This window comes from Campylobacter coli (assembly GCF_009730395.1).
In the GTDB taxonomy this organism is placed as follows: Bacteria; Campylobacterota; Campylobacteria; order Campylobacterales; family Campylobacteraceae; genus Campylobacter_D; species Campylobacter_D coli.
The window spans coordinates 23,000-43,326 of sequence record NZ_CP046317.1; the positions used below are offsets into that span (position 1 = coordinate 23,000).

The 20,327-nt window shown below is 31.3% G+C and carries 21 protein-coding genes, 1 tRNA gene and 2 pseudogenes; 19 read left to right on the forward strand and 5 right to left on the reverse strand.

Features of this window, described 5'->3' with window-relative positions; translation table 11 throughout:
- Positions 1-52 precede the first annotated feature (52 nt).
- On the reverse strand, positions 53-280 hold the full coding sequence (yedF, locus tag FOC43_RS00115; RefSeq protein WP_002779343.1) for a sulfurtransferase-like selenium metabolism protein YedF: 228 nt from the start codon (positions 278-280) through the stop codon (positions 53-55).
- Between the two features lie 3 nt (positions 281-283).
- Positions 284-1,495, reverse strand: a complete 1,212-nt coding sequence (gene yedE, locus FOC43_RS00120; RefSeq protein ID WP_002781190.1) for a selenium metabolism membrane protein YedE/FdhT — start codon at positions 1,493-1,495, stop codon at positions 284-286.
- Between the two features lie 157 nt (positions 1,496-1,652).
- Between yedE and FOC43_RS00125 the strand changes: the two genes are divergently transcribed.
- The 19 genes from FOC43_RS00125 (at position 1,653) to FOC43_RS00215 (ending at position 18,206) form a co-directional block, all read left to right on the forward strand.
- A tRNA-Sec gene (locus FOC43_RS00125) sits at positions 1,653-1,747 on the forward strand.
- Positions 1,748-1,768: 21 nt separating this feature from the next.
- A complete protein-coding gene (locus tag FOC43_RS00130; protein WP_002781189.1) occupies positions 1,769-3,019 on the forward strand; it encodes an adenylosuccinate synthase in 1,251 nt (416 codons plus the stop codon).
- Positions 3,016-3,444 (forward strand): flagellar export protein FliJ, encoded by a 429-nt coding sequence (locus FOC43_RS00135; protein WP_004284351.1) that lies wholly within the window; start codon positions 3,016-3,018, stop codon positions 3,442-3,444. The genes FOC43_RS00130 and FOC43_RS00135 overlap by 4 nt, the downstream gene beginning before the upstream one ends.
- Positions 3,437-3,955, forward strand: coding sequence for a MotE family protein (locus tag FOC43_RS00140; RefSeq protein WP_002797494.1), 519 nt, complete (start codon positions 3,437-3,439; stop codon positions 3,953-3,955). Before FOC43_RS00135 ends, FOC43_RS00140 begins: the two co-directional genes overlap by 8 nt.
- A gap of 73 nt (positions 3,956-4,028) precedes the next feature.
- Positions 4,029-4,580, forward strand: coding sequence for a DUF507 family protein (locus FOC43_RS00145; RefSeq protein ID WP_002781187.1), 552 nt, complete (start codon positions 4,029-4,031; stop codon positions 4,578-4,580).
- 3 nt (positions 4,581-4,583) lie between these two features.
- Positions 4,584-5,702, forward strand: a complete 1,119-nt coding sequence (carA, locus tag FOC43_RS00150) for a glutamine-hydrolyzing carbamoyl-phosphate synthase small subunit (RefSeq protein WP_004284348.1) — start codon at positions 4,584-4,586, stop codon at positions 5,700-5,702.
- Positions 5,699-6,370 (forward strand): sulfite exporter TauE/SafE family protein, encoded by a 672-nt coding sequence (locus FOC43_RS00155; RefSeq protein WP_002781185.1) that lies wholly within the window; start codon positions 5,699-5,701, stop codon positions 6,368-6,370. Before carA ends, FOC43_RS00155 begins: the two co-directional genes overlap by 4 nt.
- On the forward strand, positions 6,371-7,585 hold the full coding sequence (gene bumS / locus FOC43_RS00160; protein WP_002779335.1) for a butyrate sensor histidiine kinase-like phosphatase BumS: 1,215 nt from the start codon (positions 6,371-6,373) through the stop codon (positions 7,583-7,585). It begins immediately after the preceding gene.
- 3 nt (positions 7,586-7,588) lie between these two features.
- Positions 7,589-8,257, forward strand: a complete 669-nt coding sequence (bumR, locus tag FOC43_RS00165; RefSeq protein WP_002779334.1) for a butyrate response regulator transcription factor BumR — start codon at positions 7,589-7,591, stop codon at positions 8,255-8,257.
- A gap of 128 nt (positions 8,258-8,385) precedes the next feature.
- Positions 8,386-9,852 carry a cytochrome-c oxidase, cbb3-type subunit I gene (gene ccoN / locus FOC43_RS00170; RefSeq protein WP_002779333.1) on the forward strand — a complete coding sequence of 489 codons (1,467 nt, stop codon included), beginning with the start codon at positions 8,386-8,388 and terminating at the stop codon, positions 9,850-9,852.
- 12 nt (positions 9,853-9,864) lie between these two features.
- A complete protein-coding gene (ccoO, locus tag FOC43_RS00175; protein WP_002779332.1) occupies positions 9,865-10,530 on the forward strand; it encodes a cytochrome-c oxidase, cbb3-type subunit II in 666 nt (221 codons plus the stop codon).
- A gap of 4 nt (positions 10,531-10,534) precedes the next feature.
- On the forward strand, positions 10,535-10,798 hold the full coding sequence (locus tag FOC43_RS00180) for a cytochrome c oxidase, cbb3-type, CcoQ subunit (protein ID WP_002779331.1): 264 nt from the start codon (positions 10,535-10,537) through the stop codon (positions 10,796-10,798).
- Positions 10,798-11,661, forward strand: coding sequence for a c-type cytochrome (locus tag FOC43_RS00185; RefSeq protein WP_002779330.1), 864 nt, complete (start codon positions 10,798-10,800; stop codon positions 11,659-11,661). The genes FOC43_RS00180 and FOC43_RS00185 overlap by 1 nt, the downstream gene beginning before the upstream one ends.
- Positions 11,658-11,882: a DUF4006 family protein gene (locus tag FOC43_RS00190; protein WP_072214037.1), complete on the forward strand. Its 225-nt coding sequence runs from the start codon at positions 11,658-11,660 to the stop codon at positions 11,880-11,882. The genes FOC43_RS00185 and FOC43_RS00190 overlap by 4 nt, the downstream gene beginning before the upstream one ends.
- Positions 11,879-11,980, forward strand: a complete 102-nt coding sequence (locus FOC43_RS00195) for a hypothetical protein (protein ID WP_002779328.1) — start codon at positions 11,879-11,881, stop codon at positions 11,978-11,980. The genes FOC43_RS00190 and FOC43_RS00195 overlap by 4 nt, the downstream gene beginning before the upstream one ends.
- Positions 11,977-12,567 (forward strand): amidohydrolase family protein, encoded by a 591-nt coding sequence (locus tag FOC43_RS00200; protein WP_002781181.1) that lies wholly within the window; start codon positions 11,977-11,979, stop codon positions 12,565-12,567. Before FOC43_RS00195 ends, FOC43_RS00200 begins: the two co-directional genes overlap by 4 nt.
- Positions 12,560-13,084, forward strand: a complete 525-nt coding sequence (locus FOC43_RS00205; RefSeq protein WP_002784073.1) for a FixH family protein — start codon at positions 12,560-12,562, stop codon at positions 13,082-13,084. The genes FOC43_RS00200 and FOC43_RS00205 overlap by 8 nt, the downstream gene beginning before the upstream one ends.
- Positions 13,081-15,447 (forward strand): PD-(D/E)XK nuclease family protein, encoded by a 2,367-nt coding sequence (locus tag FOC43_RS00210; RefSeq protein ID WP_002799025.1) that lies wholly within the window; start codon positions 13,081-13,083, stop codon positions 15,445-15,447. Before FOC43_RS00205 ends, FOC43_RS00210 begins: the two co-directional genes overlap by 4 nt.
- Positions 15,444-18,206, forward strand: coding sequence for a RecB-like helicase (locus FOC43_RS00215; RefSeq protein WP_004284338.1), 2,763 nt, complete (start codon positions 15,444-15,446; stop codon positions 18,204-18,206). The genes FOC43_RS00210 and FOC43_RS00215 overlap by 4 nt, the downstream gene beginning before the upstream one ends.
- On the opposite strand, the pseudogene FOC43_RS09100 reads toward FOC43_RS00215, so the two are convergent.
- The 3 genes and pseudogenes from FOC43_RS09100 to FOC43_RS00225 form a co-directional block, all read right to left on the reverse strand.
- A pseudogene (locus FOC43_RS09100) lies at positions 18,203-18,562 on the reverse strand (WG repeat-containing protein); the annotation flags it as partial. The gene FOC43_RS00215 and the pseudogene FOC43_RS09100 sit on opposite strands and share 4 nt — an antisense overlap.
- Before the next feature lie 21 nt (positions 18,563-18,583).
- A pseudogene (locus FOC43_RS00220) lies at positions 18,584-19,357 on the reverse strand (WG repeat-containing protein); the annotation flags it as partial.
- Complete coding sequence (locus tag FOC43_RS00225; protein WP_002803298.1) at positions 19,357-20,157, reverse strand: DnaJ domain-containing protein; 801 nt, start codon at positions 20,155-20,157, stop codon at positions 19,357-19,359. The pseudogene FOC43_RS00220 and the gene FOC43_RS00225, both read right to left, overlap by 1 nt.
- Positions 20,158-20,327 lie beyond the last annotated feature (170 nt).

Consider the following 20,327-nt stretch of genomic DNA (forward strand, 5'->3'; position numbering starts at 1 on the left):
AAAATTAAAACTAGAGCAAAAGTTTATCAACTCTTTAAATTTGGAGCCAAATTTAAGGCTTTTGGATTAAGAACCGAAGTGTGGGACCATTTTGATCGATTTCAAGAATTTTAAAACCACGATTTTTTGCATCTTGAGGTATAGAATTGATACTTTGTGGACAATCGCAAAGCACTTCTAGGATTTCTCCGCTTTTAAGTTGCGGCAAGGCATCTAGCGTAGCAATAGCAGGATAAGGACAAGCTTCACCTTCTAAATTTAAAGTATAAGTAATTTTCATTTTTTATCCTTTTTGATTTAGTTTTTGAAAGAAGTGTTTTTTATAAAATAAAACACAAGCAAACATTAAAATAAAAAGAGCTAGATTTATGAAAAACCCACCCAAATTTCCAAATTCATTGAGCAAGTTAATTTTTACGCCCTCTTTGAAAGCGCTAGGTAAAAAGTCATAAGTTAGAGCCAAAATCATCGTTCCTATGATGTTTGCAATACCCACTATCATAAAATGACTTTGTCCCTCGCAAGCACGATAAGTCCATCCGCATTCACAACCCCCTGCGAAAACTATACCAAAACCAAATAAAAATGCCCCAATAGCCACAGCAGGAGAGAGTTCGATGAGTTTGCTATTGTGTCCATGTAAGATGAAAGCAAAAGCGATCAAAGAAGCGATTATCATACCGATTAAAGCGCCTTTTATAGCATTTTCCCTACCAAATAAGAATAAATCTCTAAAACAAGCAGTAAAACAAATTTGTCCTCTGGAGATGATAAAACCAAACGCAAAGCCAAAAATGAGTGCTAAAGCTAAAAGACTTTGTTTGCTTTGTGTGCTTATATTGCCATTAACAAGCACAAGATAAAACACCCATATTAAAAATGCTACAAAAAGAATACTACCTAAAACAAAATGAAATTTCGCACGCGAGTTTTGTTTGAGCAAAGGAATGTTTTCTTTATTTGCACATTGTAATTTTGCTTTAGGTTTAAAAAAGGAAGTGTTACAAAGTTTTACACCAAGATAAATTCCCAAAACCATAAAAACACCAAAAAACCAAGTATGCAGTGAAAAATAAGGCAAGCCTGTAAAAAAGTTTGCCAAGTTACACCCAAAGGCAAGTCTTGCGCCATAGCCTGAAAGAATTCCACCTACTATAGCTTGAAAGATTCTTATATTGCTAGCGGGTAAGCGAAATTTGACTTTGTTGGCTAAAAGTGCGGCTACTAAACAACCTATAAACATGCCTATAAGCATGATTCCATCGGTTCTCGTTAAAGGAGTACCATTTAAATTTTGCTTTTGATAATAAGAATATCCATTCAAATCCATACCTAAAAGCTCTAAAAATTCTCCACCCCAACGCGTCATTTCTCCCGTAACAGCCCAAACACCACCAAAAATTCCAAAGTATACTGCACTTAAAATTCCAAGTGTTATCATAGCACGGGAATTATCCCAAAAATTGATTAAATATTTTTGTTTGAAAGAATTCAAAGAAGTTCCTAAATACCGTAATCATCAAACCTTGATGCTAAAAAAAGAGTGAGATTATAACCTAATTTTAAATTAAAGTCAAAAATCAGTGATGCTTTGATAAAATTTTGAAAATTTATTTTGTTTTTCATTTAAAAATAGCTATAATTATAACTTTGGAAGATTAGCGTATCTGGTGATCGTCACTGACTTCAAATCAGATGAAAGGGTAGTTGACTATTCTTTGGGGAGTTCGATTCTCTCATCTTCTCGCCGTAAAATTTAAGGAAAATAATGAGTAAAGCAGATATTATTGTTGGAATTCAATGGGGTGATGAAGGTAAAGGCAAAGTAGTAGATAAATTATGTGAAAATTATGACTATGTGTGTCGCAGTGCAGGGGGGCATAATGCAGGACATACCATTTGGGTAAATGGTGTAAGATACGCACTTCATCTTATGCCAAGTGGTGTTTTGCATTCAAGGTGTATTAATGTGATTGGCAATGGAGTTGTGGTATCTCCTGAAGTTTTAATCGCTGAAATGGCTCAATTTGAAAATTTAAAAGGCAGATTGTATATTAGCGATAGAGCACATTTAAATTTAAAGCACCATTCTTTGATAGATATTGCTAAAGAAAAACTCAAAGGTAAAGATGCTATAGGTACGACAGGTAAAGGTATAGGACCTTCTTATGCAGATAAAATTAACCGTACCGGACATAGAGTAGGAGAGCTTTTAGATCCTCAAAGACTTCACAATGCTTTAATGAAAGATTTTGAAGCAAATAAAAATTATTTAGAATTTTTAGGGATTGAAATTCCTGATTCAGATGAATTACTTAGTGATTTAAAACGCTTCAATGAGATTTTAACTCCGTTTATAACCGATACTACAAGAATGCTTTGGAAAGCTTTGGATGAGGATAAAAAAGTGCTTTTAGAAGGCGCTCAGGGCTCTATGCTTGATATTGATCATGGAACTTATCCTTATGTTACAAGCTCAAGTACTATTTCAGCAGGCGCTTTAACAGGACTCGGGTTAAATCCTAAAGAAGCGGGAAATATTATAGGTATTGTAAAAGCTTATACAACGCGTGTGGGAAATGGAGCTTTTCCTACTGAGGATAAGGGTGAAGATGGAGAAAAAATTGCGCAAATTGGAAAAGAAATTGGCGTAAGCACGGGACGTAAAAGACGCTGTGGATGGTTTGATGCAGTTGCTGTAAGATATACAGCAAGACTTAATGGTCTTGATGCTTTATCTTTGATGAAGCTTGATGTTTTAGATGGTTTTGAAAAGATAAAAATTTGTCGTGCTTATGAATATAAGGGCATGGAAATCGACTATATACCAAGCGATTTAGAAAATGTTCAACCTATTTATGAAGAAATAGATGGTTGGGATAAAGTTTTTGGTATAAAAGATTATGATTTATTGCCAGAAAATGCTAAAAAATATATAGCAAGACTTGAAGAGCTTGCAGGGGTTAAGGTAAAGTATATTTCTACTAGCCCTGAAAGAGATGATACTATCATCTTATGAAAAGTAAATATAATTCTGTTGTAAAGGTAAGAAAACAACAACTTGATAAAGCAGAATCAAATCTTAATCAAGCCAAACAAAGACAGCTTGAACATGAAAAAGCTTATGAACTTTCACGCCAAGAGTGTGAAAGTTTAGGCGTATTGCCAAAATCAGGATCTATAGCAGAGTTAAGATCGAATTTAAGTATGGTACAAGTAGGACGCGAGGCTTTGGCAAGAGCTAAGGAGAAAGTAGAACTTTCTAAAAAAGAAATGAATCATTATCAGTTTTTATATCAAAAAGCACATTTAGATTATGAAAAAATGAAGGTTTTAGAAGCCGAGGAAATTAAACAAAAGCAAAAAGAACTTGCCAAGGCTGAAGAAAAATTTTTAGATGAAATTGCAATCAGTCGTTTTTTCAAAGGAGAAAAAGATGATTAAAAAATTTATATTGTTAGTTTTTATTTCAAGTGTAGTTTTTGGAGCTGAACAAGATTGTGAGCAGTATTTTGAAGCTAGAAAAGCTCAAATTGAATTGCAAACTAGAGAATTTGATGAAGCAAGACAATCTTTAGAAGCTTATAAAGCCTCTTTTGAAGCTTTGCAAAAAGAAAGGCTTGAAAATTTAGAAAAAAAAGAGGCTGAGGTTAATGCAACTTTGGCAAAAATTGAAGAATTAAAGCTTGAAAACGCAAGGCTTGTAGAAGAACAACAAAAGATTTTAAATTCAATCAATGATAAAACTCAAGGTAGGGTTAAAGAAATTTATTCGCAAATGAAAGATACTGCAATAGCTGATGTTTTAACCCAAATGGATGCTGAAGATGCGAGTAAAATCATGCTATCTTTAGAGTCTAGAAAAATTTCAGGAGTGCTTTCTAAAATGGATCCTGCAAAAGCGAGCGAATTGACCTTATTGCTAAAAAATATGGATAATAATAAAAGCAATTAAAAATTTAATTTTTTAACATTCTTTTACCAAAAATATATTATTATTTCAAAATTATTAGTGAAAAGGCTTGAAAATGCGTATAAAATTGCCACATATACCTTATATTACAAATAAAATAATGTTAGATATTGCACATTCCTCTTTTGTTGAAATTAAAGACAATATTGAAAAGTTAAACCCTTGCATTAAACAAATTTTAGAAGATGATCTTATGAATGAAAGAAAGCTAGATGAAAGAGTTAAAGAGCTTTTAGAACAACAAGAAGATGAAATGGAGCTTATGCAAGTAGATCGTAAAAATATGTTTTGGCTTGTTAAGAAAAAATTAGCTCCTGAATTTGGTGTGATTTTAAATTCTGAAGATAGACACAATCATTTAGCGCATAGAATTTTAGAAGAACTTATAGAAAATGATTATATTAATTTTGTGGTAAGCGAAAATAGAGTGAAAAATTTAATTTTTTCTAGCATAGATGACTATCTTAAAATTTATGAAAAATTAGAAGATGAGGTTTATGAAAAAATAAGCAATTATAAAACAAAACCTATTCCAGGTAGCGAAGAATATGAGCTTATTTTTGAAAAACTTTACCAAGAAGAGCTTAGAAAAAAAGGAATGTTTTAAATTATGAAAGCTTATATTTATATAGAAAATGATATTTTTTTAACTGCTAAGGCTTTTGGCAAGGGTGGAACTTTTTTTGGCGAGCTTGTATTTAATACTTCTTTAACAGGTTATCAAGAGATAATATCTGATCCTTCTTATGCAGGGCAATTTATCGTATTTTCTATGCCAGAAATTGGTATAGTGGGAACCAATGAAAATGATAATGAAAGCAAGGAAATTTTTGCAAGTGGCGTTTTGATGAGAGAATTAAGCCCTACTTTTTCTAATTTTCGTGCTCAAAAAAGCTTACAAGAATACTTAGAAGAACATGGAAAAATAGGAGTTTATGGACTAGACACTCGCTATTTGGTAAAAATGTTAAGAGACAGCGGAAATTTAAGAGCAGTTATCTCAACTGAAATCTCTAGCAAAGAAGAATTAAAAGCAGCTTTGGAAAAATCTGCAAAAATAGATGAGATTAATTTTGTAAAAGAAGTAAGTACTAAAAAATCCTACGCTCACAAACATGGAGTTTGGAATAATGCTACCCAAAGTTACAATAAGGCTAAAAAAAATACAAAAAAAGTTGCTGTTATTGATTATGGTGTGAAAGCAAACATTCTCAATGAGCTTGTGGAAGTGGGTTTAGAAGTAGAAGTTTTTCCTTATAATACCAAAGCAAAAGAACTTATCAAGCTTTATCAAAAAGGTCAAATTCAAGGTGTATTTCTTTCAAATGGACCAGGAGAGCCAAAAATTTTAAAACAAGAAATTGCTGAAATTAAAAAATTAGCCGAGGCTAAAATTCCTATGCTTGGAATTTGTTTAGGGCATCAGCTTTTAAGTAATGCTTTTGGATATGAAACTTATAAAATGAAATTTGGACAACACGGAGCTAATCATCCTGTGATCAACTTAGAAAACAAAAGTGTTGAAATCACTGCTCAAAACCATAATTATAATGTTCCTGAAGAGCTTTGCGAAGTAGCAATTATAACGCATAGAAATCTTTTTGGAGATAATGTCGAGGGTGTAAGGTATAAAGACTATCCTATTATTTCGGTGCAGCACCATCCTGAAAGTTCATCAGGTCCGCACGAAAGTAAATATATTTTTAAAGAATTTATGAATTTAATGTGAATTTCCTTCCTCTAAATTTTGACTTTTTGGCTATATTTAGTGTAGCCTTTTTATCGAGCTTTGGGCATTGCTATTCTATGTGTGGGGGATTTATTTTAGCTTTTATGAATTTAAATTCAACCCACAAAAATTTGTTTTTATTAACTTTTATTTATCAATTATTTAGAATTTTTTCTTATATTTTATTGGGAATAATCTTTGGGATATTTGGAAATTTATTAGCTATAAATGCCAAAATTCAAAGCTTATCCTTTTTTATACTCGGTGTGTTTATGGTAATTTTAGGTTTTTCTTTAATTTTTAGAGGTAAAATCCTTGCTTTTATCGAAAATCGCGCTTTTTTTGAGTATTTTATAAAAAAGATTATTAAAAAATCTATGGGTTTTAAGGGTGTAAAATCGGCAATGATTTTAGGTTTTGCTAATGGGTTTGTTCCTTGTGGTTTGGTGTATTTTTTTCTAGCGAATGCAATGAGTAGGCAAAATGTTACAGAAAGCATTTTGGTTATGCTAGTTTTTGGTCTTTCAACCCTTCCAGCAATGCTTTTTTTTGTCAAAATATCACAATATTTGGGTGTATTTTTGAAAAAAGTATTTAATTATTTATCTTATTTCATTATTGTAGCTTATGGAATAGGTTTAGCTTATATGGGTTTTAAGGCTTTTTAAATGGCAAATTCAGTTGCCGAGCAAGTTTTAAAAGTAATAGAAAAAAAGACAATTTTCTTTAAGATCAATTTGCAAGGTATAATTATCGATGCAAGTGAAAAATTTTGCAAGATAAGTGGTTATAGTAAAAAAGAGTTGATTGGAAAGCATCATTTTATTTTAAAACATCCTGATGTTAAAGAAAGTTATATCAATCAACTTTTAGGAAAACTTTGGCAAAAAGAAGCTTATTGGGTGGTTTTTAAAAATGTCGATAAGCTAGGCAAAACTTTTTATCTTGACGCATTTTTAATTCCTATTGTAGATAATAAGGGTGATTTAAATGAAATTATTGCTTTATCTTATGATATTAGCAATTCTTTTAAATTAAATGAAGAACTTGTATTAAATCATGCGAAATTGCGTGAAATTAGTGTAAATCTTGAAAAGACAGCTAAAGAGCGCAAGGAAGAATTTGCAAAACTAAGCAAAGATTTTGAGTATAAGCTTAAAGTTGCTTTAGAAAAAAATGAGAAAGATACAAAAAAGATTTATAAAGAAATTTTAAATTCTTCTATAGAGCAGATGATTAGCGATATTGCACATCAGTGGAGACAACCTCTAAATGAGCTTGGTATTGCTATGTTTCAAATGAAACAAAATGTTCAAGATGAGAAGGGTTTTACCGAAATTTATCTACAATCTAAAAGTACGATAAAAAATATGTCAGAAACAATTGATATTTTTAGAACTTTATTTAAAAATAATGAAAACGAAAAAAATCATGTTTCTTTAAGAGAAATTTTAAATAAGGTAATTGGCATTGCTTTTGAAACCATAGAAAAACATCAAGTTAATACTCGAATAATCTCAAAAACAGATTATAGAGTTATAGCGCATGAGAATGGCCTAATGAGAGTTTTTTTAAATTTAATTATAAATTCCATAGAGGCATTTAAGACTCAAAAAGTAAAAAATATTATATTTAGTTTTTCCAAATTTGGAAAAAATTATATTAAAGTCAAGGTTAAGGATAATGCAGGCGGGGTTGATGAAGATATTTTAGACAAAATTTTTCAACCCTATATTACAACTAAACATCCTAGTCAAGGTATAGGAGCGGGACTTTACATCAGCAAGCAAATCGTAGAGAGTTTTGGTGGAAAAATTCAAGTTAAAAATATAAAAGATGGTGCTTGTTTTGAGATATATTTAAAGTTGCAAGAGGGGAATTAAATTATGAAAGAATTGGTTATATTGGTTGTAGAAGATGAAGTAAAAATTAGAGAATCGCTTGTTAATGTTTTATCTTCTCGTTACAGCAAGGTAATAGGTGCACAAAATGGTGATGAGGGTTTAAAGAAATTTAAAAAATTTAAGCCCGATTTGATTATTACAGATATTGCTATGCCTATCATGGATGGGCTTGATATGGCAAAAGAAATTAAAGAAATAGCAAATGATGTTCCTATTGTAGTGCTCAGTGCTTATTCGGAAAAAGAAAGATTGTTGCGTTCTATTGATATAGGTATAGATAAATATTTAATCAAACCTGTAGATGTAGATGAACTTTTTAAAGTTTTGGATTATTTAGTGGGTGAAAAGATAGAAACTAACGCGCTTGTTGATATTTCTAAAGAGTATCAATTCAATAAGACTAAAAGAATATTAATTCATAAAGGACAAGAAATTGTTTTAACCAAAAAAGAGCTTGCTTTTATTTCATTGCTTTTAAAGCAGCCTGGGGTTTTGGTATTGCATGAAGATATTAAGAAGAATGTTTGGATAGGTGAGCATGTTAGCGATACTGCGGTTAGAACTTTTATAAAAAGAGTAAGAGATAAAGTTGGAGAAAAATTTATTAAAAATGTTCCAGGTTTGGGATATAAAATCAATATAGAAAATTAGGATAAAAAAATTCTTTAAAATATAAAAAATAACAAATGATTAACAAAAATATTGGCTTTAAGAAAAAATGTATAATTAATAGTCTATAATATAAACTTGTTATCTTAAAAATTTTAAGGAGAAAGTCGATGCACCCAGGTAATGCATTAAATTACGACTATACAGTTGCAAAATACTTTATGTTTGCGACTATATTGTTCGGGATTGTAGGTATGGCTATAGGAACTCTTATAGCTTTTCAAATGGCATATCCTAATCTAAACTATTTAGCAGGCGAATATGCTACTTTTTCAAGACTTAGACCGCTTCATACTTCTGGTGTGATTTTTGGTTTTATGCTTTCAGGGATTTGGGCAACTTGGTATTATATAGGACAGCGTGTTCTTAAAGTAAGTATGGCTGAATCCAAATTTCTAATGGCTATAGGCAAGCTTCATTTTTGGCTTTATATGATTACCATGATTGTAGCTGTAATTTCTTTATTTGCAGGTGTAAGTACCTCTAAAGAGTATGCTGAACTTGAGTGGCCTTTAGATATTCTTGTTGTGCTTATTTGGGTTTTATGGGGTGTAAGCATTTTTGGACTTATTGGAATTCGCCGTGAAAAAACCCTTTATATTTCTCTTTGGTATTACATAGCTACATTTTTAGGTATTGCTATGCTTTATCTTTTTAACAATATGGCAGTTCCAACTTATTTTGTTGCAGAAATGGGTAAATGGTGGCATAGTGTATCTATGTATGCAGGGACAAATGATGCTTTAGTTCAATGGTGGTATGGGCACAATGCGGTTGCTTTTGTATTTACTGTGGGTATTATTGCTCAAATTTATTATTTCTTACCAAAAGAAAGCGGTCAACCGATTTTCTCTTATAAACTTTCTTTATTTGCGTTTTGGGGCTTGATGTTTGTTTATCTTTGGGCAGGTGGACATCACTTGATTTATTCAACTGTGCCTGATTGGATGCAAACTATGGGTTCGGTTTTCTCTGTAGTATTGATTTTACCTTCTTGGGGTTCAGCGATAAATATCTTACTTACTATGAAGGGTGAATGGAGTCAACTTCGTGAAAGTCCTTTGATTAAATTTATGATTTTAGCATCAACTTTCTATATGTTCTCAACACTTGAAGGCCCAATTCTTTCAATTAAATCAGTAAATGCTCTAGCTCACTTTACAGATTGGATTCCAGGACATGTTCATGATGGAACTTTAGGTTGGGTTGGTTTTATGACTATGGCAGCACTTTATCATATGACTCCTAGAATATTTAGAAGAGAGCTTTATAGCAAATCTTTAATGGAAGCACAATTTTGGATTCAAACTACAGGTATAGTGCTTTATTTTGCTTCTATGTGGATAGCAGGTATCACTCAAGGTATGATGTGGAGAGCTACAGATGAATACGGCAACTTGCTTTACAGCTTTATTGACACTGTTGTAGCTATTATACCTTATTATTGGATTAGGGCAATTGGTGGTTTATTATATCTTATAGGATTTTTCATGTTTACTTATAATATTTATAAATCAATTGCTTGTGGAAAAGTGCTTGATAAAGAGCCAAAAAGCGCTTCGCCTATGGCTGCATAAAAAGGAGAGAAAATGTTTAGTTGGTTAGAAAAAAATCCATTCTTTTTTGCTGTCGCTGTTTTTATTGTGATTGCTTATGCTGGGATTATTGAAGTGCTGCCAAATTTTGCAGAAAATGCAAGACCTATAGAAGGAAAGAAGCCTTATACAGTTTTACAGCTTGCAGGACGCCAAATTTATATCAAAGATAGCTGTAATGCTTGTCATTCACAGCTTATTCGTCCTTTTAAATCTGAAACTGATCGTTATGGTATGTATTCTGTCAGTGGCGAATTTGCTTATGATAGACCTTTTCTTTGGGGTTCAAAAAGAACAGGTCCTGATTTAATGCGTGTTGGAAATTATAGAACTACAGACTGGCATGAAAACCATATGTGGGATCCTGTTTCAGTTGTTCCAAATTCTATTATGCCTGCTTATAAGCATATGTTTAAAAACAATGCCGACATGGAAACTGCTTATGCAGAAGCTTTAACTGTTAAAAAAGTGTTTAATGTCCCTTATGATACTGAAAATGGAACCAAGTTAGGTACTTGGGAAGAAGCACAAGCTGAAATAAAAGCCGAAGCACAAGCTATAGTTGATCAAATGAAAAATCAAGAGGTAAAAGATGCTTTTGCTAGGGGCGAGATTAAAGAAATCGTTGCTTTAATCGCTTATTTAAATAGCTTAAAGTAAAAATATGGAACATTTAGTGATTATTTGGAATGTGATTAAAAATTTGGTCACTTTGAATTTATCAGCAGTGCAAAAACATGAATGGGAAATTTTTCAAGGTTATGGATTTTTTCTATTTGTAATGTTTTTATCAATAGTATTGTATTCTTATTGGTATCATCTTTATAGGGCAGAAAAAAAAGGCGAGAGAAATTATGAAAAATATGCAAATCTCGCTTTGAGCGATGATATCGATGATAGTGTTTTAGAAAGTAAAAGGAGTGCTTGATGCAATGGTTAAATTTGCAAGATAATGTTAATTTATTATCTTTCATTGGAGCGATTCTTATTATATTGATTACTCTTGTAGTCGTTGGTAGAATGTTTAAATATATGAAAGAGAAAAAAGGTGAGGCAGAATTAAGTGAGCATAGCTGGGATGGCATAGGAGAATATAAAAATGCGATTCCAATAGGCTGGGCTGTTATATTCTTTCTTACCATAGTATGGGCAGTTTGGTATTTTTTATGGGGATATCCTTTAAATTCTTACTCAAGTATAGGTGAGTACAACGAAGAAGTTAAGGCTTACAATACTAAATTTGAAGAAAAATTCCAAAACTTATCTACTGAAGATAAGGTAGCTATGGGACAAAATATCTTTTTGGTTCAATGCTCTGCTTGTCATGGAATTACTGGTGATGGTATCAATGGAAAAGCTCAAAATTTAAATATTTGGGGTAGCGAAGAGGGTTTAATCGATGCGATTAAACATGGTGCAAAAGGTATGAATTTCCCAGGTGGAGAAATGCCTGCTGCTGCGGATTTGGGAATTGCTGAAGAAGATATTCCTGCGATTGCTGCTTATGTAGCAAAAGAGCTTTCTGCTATCAAGAAAACTTCTAATGAAAATTTGGTTGCTAAAGGAAAAGAGGCTTATGCAACTTGTGCAGCTTGCCATGGTGAAGATGGAAAAGGTCAAGATGGAATTTTCCCTGATCTTACAAAATACGGCTCAGCAGCATTTGTTGTAGATGTTTTACATAGTGGTAAAACAGGCTTTATTGGAGCTATGCCAGCATTTTCTATATTGAATGATACTCAAAAAGAAGCTGTTGGTGAGTATGTAATTTCTCTTTCAAGGGGTGAATAATGGAAAACACTAATAGATGCGTATTTTCTCTTTCAGGTGTTACGGGTATGCTGATTGCTACCGTTTTATTGCTTGCAATTTTAGTAGGTTTAACCATTTGGGGTCTTAAAGTTCAACAAGAAGTAATGCAACAGCCCTACAGCCTTAAAGATATCCAAAATGTTAAAATGCTTGGTTCAAAAGAACAAGATCATAAAAGCATAGGAGGGACAGCGCAATGAGTAAAGTTTTAGAATATTTGATTGTTATTGGCTTAGTTGTGACTGCTGCGATTACTGCATGGTCGGTTTTAACTGCAAACCATCTTCATATAGGATGAGAAAAATACTACAGGATGGCTTATTAGCCATCTTTTTATTTTTTATACCTGTGCAAATTCTTGCCCTTGAGCCTGTAGTTTTTAATGAAAATGTACTTAACCAAAAAGTTGTTGATGAGATTAATCTTATCGGTAAAGAACTTCAAGAAAAAAGCGGAATTTTTGCCGGCGTAGCAATTGGCGATAAGAGCGATTTTCAAACTTTATTAGACTTACATAAGCAACTCCCACAATCTTATGTTTTGCTTGTTTTATCTAAAAATTCTCATAAAGTCGATATCATAGGTTCTAAAGGAGCTTTAACTTTAATCGATAAAGAAGCTGTGCTTAGTCCTTATCCAGGAACAGGATCTATTTTGCCTATTTTAGCGACCAATAAAGGCGATATTTATAATGCGGCTATTTTAAATGGCTATGGAGATATGGTTGATCGTTTAGCACAAGCTAGAGGGATTGAATTGCAACACTCTATAGGCAATGCAAACCGCGATACTATCAATATTTTAAGAATTTTAATCTATGGCTTTATTTGCTTTGCGTTGTTATACTACGCTCAAAGAAGAATGAAAAGGAAGAAAAATGCTTGAAAGTAAAAAAACCTTTTGGCCTTATGGAATTTTAATTTCGATTTTTGCTATTGTGGTTGCTTGTGTGGCAACTATTATAGTGGCAAGCAATTATCCTGTATATGAGGATGATTTTTATTTTGACTCTTACCAAAATGTTGAAAATAATTATAATATTATCCAAAAACAACAAGAGCAATTTGATGCCTTGTTTAAGGTTGAATTTCAAAATGATAAGATTGATTTGATTGGTAAAAGAAAGATTGCAAGTTATACAATCAGTGCAGATTCTTATCTAGCGCAATTTAAAATAACAGCCTTAAACGATCAAGCAAATATACAAAATTTAAAGAGTGAAATTTTACTTACAAGACCTCACACAAGAGAATTTGATCAAAAACTTTTAGGGCAAATTCAAGATGGAGTTTTAAGTGTATCCTTGTCTCAGCTTGAAAAAGGTAGATGGCAACTCAAAATCAAACTTAGCACAGATGATGAAATAACAGGCTTTTTTAGCTATGAATTAAATGTTCAATGATACTAAGAATATTTAGTTCCTCAAGAAAGATTAAAGAATATCAAGAAAAAGCAAAGGCCAAAAACGCTTTACTTGATTCTGCTTTTCTTGTATCAGATTTTTTAGATCGAGTATGCGTGGTAAATTCTTTTAAAGCAAGCTCTTATGAGAGCTTGCTTTTAATGCAAGAAGCTTGTTTAAAAAGTAAAGATTTAGAAAAAAAACTAGGTATTTCAGCTGAATTTTTTGCTTTTTTGAAAAATAACGAATACCTTTTTTCTTTTTTTAAAGAATTAAGTTTAGAAAAAAAAAGTATACAAGATCTTAAAAACAATGACTATTACGCAACTTATAATGAGCATTTAGAAATTTTAGACGAGGTTTATACAAATTATCTTCTTTTGCTTAAGCAACACAATTTATACGATGATTTATCCTTAGCTCAAGAATATAAACTTAATTTAGATTTTTTAAACGAATACGAAAGTATATATTATGATTTACAAGGTTTTTTAAGCAAATTTGAAGAGGATTTGTTGTGTGAGATTTCTAAAATCAAAAGCACAATCATAAGCTTTAAAACAAGCAAATTTAATCTTGAATACCTACTAGAACTTGACTTTTTAAAAGATATACACTTGGAACTTGATATGTTTTATGAAGTCAATCTTTCACAAAAAAAGATTTTAAAACAAGAAAAACTTTCAAATCCTAACACTTTAGTCAAGCTAAAGGCTTTTGAGCTTAGGTCTTTACAATGTGCTTTTGTTATGGATGAAATTTCTAATTTTGTCCGAGCAGGAATAGATCCTGAAAAGATAGCTGTTATCACTCCTGATGAAAGTTTTTGTGATCTTTTAAAACTTTTTGATAAAAACAATATGTTAAATTTTGCTAGTGGAGTAAGCATTAAAGAAAGTTTGTTTTATCAAAAGATCAAAGCCTTATATAATGGAGCAAATTCAGACGCTTTTATCTATAAGATAGATGAGAATTATTTCGAACAAGAAAAAATGATTTTTGATTATCATAATACTTTGTTGCATTATTTAGAACTTCAATTTGAAGATTTTAGAACTCGCTTTGATCAAATTTGTGATTTGCAGTATTTTGAAAATTTAATCCACAGTTTTTTAAAAGATGAAAGTCAAGAGCTTATGAATTTGGTGCAAAAAGAGCTTTGTTTTATAAAGGACTTGCTCAAAAACAAATCCTTAAAGCTTAAAGAACTCATGCAACTTTTTTTCATGCAATTAGATCAAATAAAGCTAAGTTATGTGGGTGGTGGAAAAGTCACTGTTATGGGACTTTTAGAAAGCAGGGGACTTAGTTTTGATGGTGTTGTCATACTTGATTTTAATGAAGATTTTGTTCCTAAAAGAAGTATTAATGAGTTGTTTTTAAACAATGAAGTGCGTAAAAAAGCAGGGCTTATAAGCTATGAAAGAAGAGAGAATTTACAAAGACTTTATTATGAAAATTTGATGAAAAATGCTAAAAAACTTAGCATTAGTTTTGTGGAGAATGAAGAGCAAACTCGATCGCGTTTTTTAGATGAGCTTGATTTTAATTTTTTTGAAGAAAAAACCACACCTTCTAAAGCCTATTTAAATGCTTTAAAACTCGACTATCAAGGCGTAGAGTTAAATTTAAATCCTATAAAAGTACCTGTTTTAAAACACGATATTTTCGAAAAAGAATTATCGTTTAGTCGTTTGAATTTATTTTTATATCAAAAAAGAACTTATTTTTATCGCTATATTTTAGAATTACCTGAAGCTAGAGCCTTAAGCGATGAAAGCAAGGCTAAAAATCAAGGAAATTTTATCCATAAAATGCTCGAGCTTTATTATAAGAATTATTCTAAAAATAATTTTAACCTAAAAATTTTCAATGATTTGTTAGAGCAAGAATATCCAAAATACAGCATTAGCGAACTTGAGCTTGAAATTTTTAAATTAAAATTTATACAATTTGCCGAAAATGAAAAAGAGCATTTTAAATTAGGTTATAAGGTGATTGAGCAAGAAGAGGAGCATCATAAAGCTTTAAATATCCAAAATCATACGATCAGGCTTAAGGGTATTGTTGATCGTATTGATAAGCTTGAGGATAAACATTTTATCATTGATTATAAAAGTGGAAAAGTCCCTGAAAAATCCTTTCAGCTAGCTTTTTATAAGGCTTTATGCGATGAAAATGCGGAAGCAAAATTTTATGATTTAAATCAAATGCAATTTGTTGAAGAAAAGGCCAAAAGCTTGGATGAGCTTAAAGAATGTCTAAAAGATTTGCTTGAGCAAAGAGAAGAAGAGATTGAATTTGAAAACGATAAAGATGAGTATTGCCCTTATAAAATCATCTACAAAAAGGATTTTAGATGAAATTTAAGCCTTTTTTAGCCTTAGAAGCAAGCGCAGGAAGCGGTAAAACTTTTGCCTTAAGTGTGCGTTTTGTGGCTCTTATTTTACAAGGAACAAAAATAAATGAAATTTTAGCTCTAACTTTTACCAAAAAAGCAAGCAACGAAATGAAAAAAAGGATTATCGAAACTTTTTTAAATTTGGAAAAAGAAAGTAAAAAAAGCGAGTGTAAAGAGCTTTGTGAGCTTTTAGGGTGCGAAGAAGACGAGCTGATATTTTTAAGAGATAAGAAAAAACAAGAGTTTTTAAGACAAGAGCTTAAGATAAGCACATTTGATTCTTTTTTTAGTCGAATTTTAAGAGCCTTTGCTTTAAATTTGGGATTAAGTAGTGATTTTGATACAAGTGAAGAAAAGCTCGATGTTAGGGCTGTTTTTTTAAAATTACTCAACCGCCAAGAATTAAAAGATTTAGCTTATTATAAGGTGAGTTTAGAAGATAATCATGATTTTTTTGAAGAGCTTGAGAATTTCTATGAAAATGCGTATTTTAAAGAATGCGTAAGGATTCCTAATCCTTCAAAAGCTTCTATCAATCAAGCCTATGATGATTTAAGGGTTTATTGTTTAAGCTTAGATCATGTCAAAGGATATAAATATTTATGCACGCATTTTAAAGATGAAGTGCTTCAATTAAGCCAATTTGCAAAGTCAGATCTTTTGAATTTAACAGGTGCTCCAAAATACTTGCAAGAATTAGAAGATAGCGATGCTAAATTCAGCCAAAAAAGAAAAGCATTCATCAAAGCTTTAGATGCTTATGCTAAAGAGCTTGAAGAATATAAGATCGCAAATTTAATGAATCTTTTAAGCCATTTTAGCAAGGCTAAAGATATCATCCAAAAAGATAAAAATACTTTAAGCTTTAGCGATATTAGCCGAAGGGTGCTAGATCTTATCAGAAGTGATTTTAAAGATATGATTTATTTTCGCTTGGATGGCTATATTTCTCATTTATTAATCGATGAATTTCAAGATACTAGCGTGGTGCAGTATCAAATTTTAAGACCTTTGATCGCCGAGCTTGTTTCGGGCGAGGGCGTGAAGAAAAATAGAACCTTTTTTTATGTGGGCGATAAAAAACAAAGTATCTATCGTTTTAGAAAGGGTAAAAAAGAACTTTTTGATTTGTTGCAAACTGAATTTAAACAAATTCAAAAAGATCAACTCACGATCAATTACCGCTCTAAACAAATTTTGGTTGATTTTGTCAATAAAACCTTTCAAAGCAAGATTAAAGACTACACCCCTCAACTTTCTTTAGAAAGCAAAAAAGGTGGCTTTGTGCGTGTGATCGAGTCGCAAGAAACAAAGGTGGATAAAGATCAAGCTAAAGAAATTCAAGATAAAACCCTAGAAGCTTTGCTAGAGCAGCTTAAATTTTTAAAAAGTAAAAATATCATTTATGATGATATTTGCATTTTGTGTTGGAAAAATAACGATGCGGATATGATTTTGGATTTTTTACACGAGCAAGATATCCCAGCCTTTACTCAAAGTAATATTTTACTCGAAAATAAAGCCTGCGTAAGAGTACTTTTAGAATACGCTAAATATTGTATTTTTGGCGATAAGTTTTACTTGCATTTTTTGAAAGAAATGTTAGGCTTTGAGCCTTTGAAATTAAAGCTTGATTTGGCAAAAAGTGCTGTGCAAAATGTGCTTTATTTGATCAAAGAATTAAAACTTGATCTTAATGATATGGCTTTGATTCAGTTTGTAGAATACGCTAAAAGCAAGGATGATTTTTTAAAGCTTTTGTTTGAGCCTTGCACTTTAAAAATTATGAGTGAGCAAAATAGAGGTATAAATATCATGACTGTGCACAAATCCAAGGGCTTGGAATTTGATCATGTGATTTTACTTGATAGTCTTTCAAAAAACAATCCCAACAATAAAACCATAATGCTTGAGTACGATATCGATCAAGGTTGGGAGCTTCACATAAAAGATAGCTACCGAAAAGCGACTCAAGAGAGCGAATATAAAGCTTTTATAGATAAAATCACAAAAGCAGATTACGAAGATGATATCAATAAGCTTTATGTTGCTTTTACAAGGGCAAAAGACAATCTTATCATCATCAAAAGAAATGCCTCGTTTCAAAGTGGAAATTATCCAAGTTATTTAAACACTATGCTTGATATTGAAATTCAAGAATTAGGCGAGATAGAAATTCAAACCAATGACACCCACTTGCCTCAAAAAGAAAGCTTTCAAGCCTTAATGGAATTTGAAAAAATTCCTTTGCAGGATATAGAAAGAAAAGAAAATACAAGCTCGGATGAAATTTATTTTGGAAATGCTTTTCACTTTTTTATGCAGAATTTAAAGCTTCCACAAGGAGAAAATTTTGACATTCTTTGTCAGAAGGTGAGTGGTAAATTTAGACATTTTTTAAATCACGATGATTTTGAAAGGCTTTTTAAAAGGATAAAAAATTTACTTGCTAATGCCCAATTTCAAAAACTCATCGAAAATAAAAAATTGCTCAAAGAGCAAGCTTTGAGTTTTCAAGGTGAGATTAAACAGCTTGATTTGCTTGCTTTAGGCGAGGATGAAGCTATCATTATAGACTATAAAACGGGTTTGAATTTCAACAAGCATAAAGAGCAGGTTTTGCTTTATAAAGAAGCTATAGAGAAGATTTTGGCTAAGAAATCAACTCAAGCTTTTTTAGTTTATGTTTTAGAAGATAAGGTGGAGATAATAGAGATTTAATAGCGTATATCATCAAATTTAGGCTCGATTACAATTTTTCCACTTTTATCTATTAAACCGTATTTTCCATTTAACCCTACTTTTGCTAATCCTTCTCTAAAGCTCCAAATACTATCAAATTTAGGCTTGATTACGAATTTCCCACTTTTATCTATTAAACCAATTTTTCCATTTAACCCAACACTTGCTAATCCTTCTCTAAAATCCCAAATATCATCAAATTTAGGTTTGATTGCAAATTCTCCATTTTTATCTATAAAGCCCCATTTGCCATTTAACCCTACTGCTGCTAATCCTTCGCTAAAATTCCCAACACCATCAAATTTAGGCTCGATTACAATTTTCCCATTTTTATCCATAAAACCGTATTTTCTATTTAACTCAACTTTTGCCAATCCTTCGCTAAAATCCCAAATACTATCAAATTTAGGCTTGATTACGAATTTCCCACTTCTATCTATAAAACCCCATCTTCCATTTAACTTAACTCCTGCTAACCCTTCACTAAAATACTCACCACTATCAAATTTAGGCTCGATTGCAAATTTTCCACTTCTATCTATAAAACCGTATTTTCCATTTAACTCAACTTTTGCCAATCCCTCACTGAAGCCCCAAATATCATCAAATTCAGGCTTTGCTATAATTTCCCCGTTTTTATCTAAGAAGCTCCACTGTCCATCGATTTTTACCCTTATTAAATCACCGCTTACAAAGATACCAGCAAAACAAGCTTTACCATCTCCATCATCGCATTTTTCTTTATAGATAGTTTGGAGCATTTTACAGCTACTTGCATCATCGTAGTGGCATTTTCCCTCAAGTTTGTTTATATAAACTCTGCTGTATTTTCCACCATAAAAATACTGATATATGCTTAGCGAAGCTATCAAAAAGAAACTCACCATGCTAATTATGATTTTGCTTTTATGTTTTGAGATAAATTCTTTTCTTTGTTTGAGACTTTTTTCTCTTTCTTCTTGAGCTATTTTTCTTTTCTCTTCTTCTAGTCTTCTTAATTCTTCTTGTTTTCTTCTTTCTTGTTCTAGTTTTTCTTCTGCTTGCGGATCGTATAAATCACTATTTCCACACTCTTTGCAGAATTTAGCTACATCTAAATTTTTTGTATTGCAATGATTACAAATAAGCATTATGCACCCCTTGTTTCTTTGATGATTTCATAGGCTAAATTGATCTTTTTCATCATCTCTTGAGCTATTTTTAAAAGTTCAGGTGGAAGTTCTTTGGAGTGGAGATTGTCATAGTGGTACTCTTTGGCTAATTTTCTATAATTTTTCTTGATAGTTTCAAAATCATCCTTAGGATGAGAATTTAAAATTTCATAAGCTTGTTCGAGAGTGATTGTAAATTTGTCTTCTTTTGGTTGTTCTTGCTGTGCTTTTTCATGGGTAAAATTATAAATTTGTTCATATTTTAGCTTTACTTCTCTAAATTTTATAAGGTTTAATCCAAGTCCTACGATGATATTTTCCATAAGAGCATTTTCATTTGCGCTCATTTTTGCATCATAATATATCAAATCAAGCAGTAAACATATGAGAAAATCGATTTCTTTCTCGTAAAATCTTGCACCAGTGCAAAGTTCATGGATACTTCTGCCTTGATTTTTTTCATACTCAAAAATACTTGCATAAGTATTTCTAAATCCACTGTATTCTTTAGAATAAAACATCTCTATCTTATCGAGCAAAGAAGATATAAATTTGGATAAATCTTTTGTGATGATTTTATCATCTGCTTTTGCAACTTTTGCCAAAAGCGCTACTATGATAGCGGGATTTTTACTGTAAATATAATCAAGCCTTTGTCTTGCGGGATGATTTAATTCTTTTCCACAAAATATACAAAATTTAGCATCTTCTTCAGGGTTTATCTTAAGACAATTTTTACATTGAAGATACTCTTGAATTTTAAATTTTAAAGAAAACAAAATAAAACCTTATTTTTAATATAATAAAAAGTAATTTTAACAAGGATATACTTAAAATGTAATATTTTATCTGTGCTAGCGAGATAAAAATAAAAAGGCTACTAAACTTTAAATATTCTTAAATTAAGTATTATTTAAGTAAAAATAATTATAATCTCATTTTTAAAAAA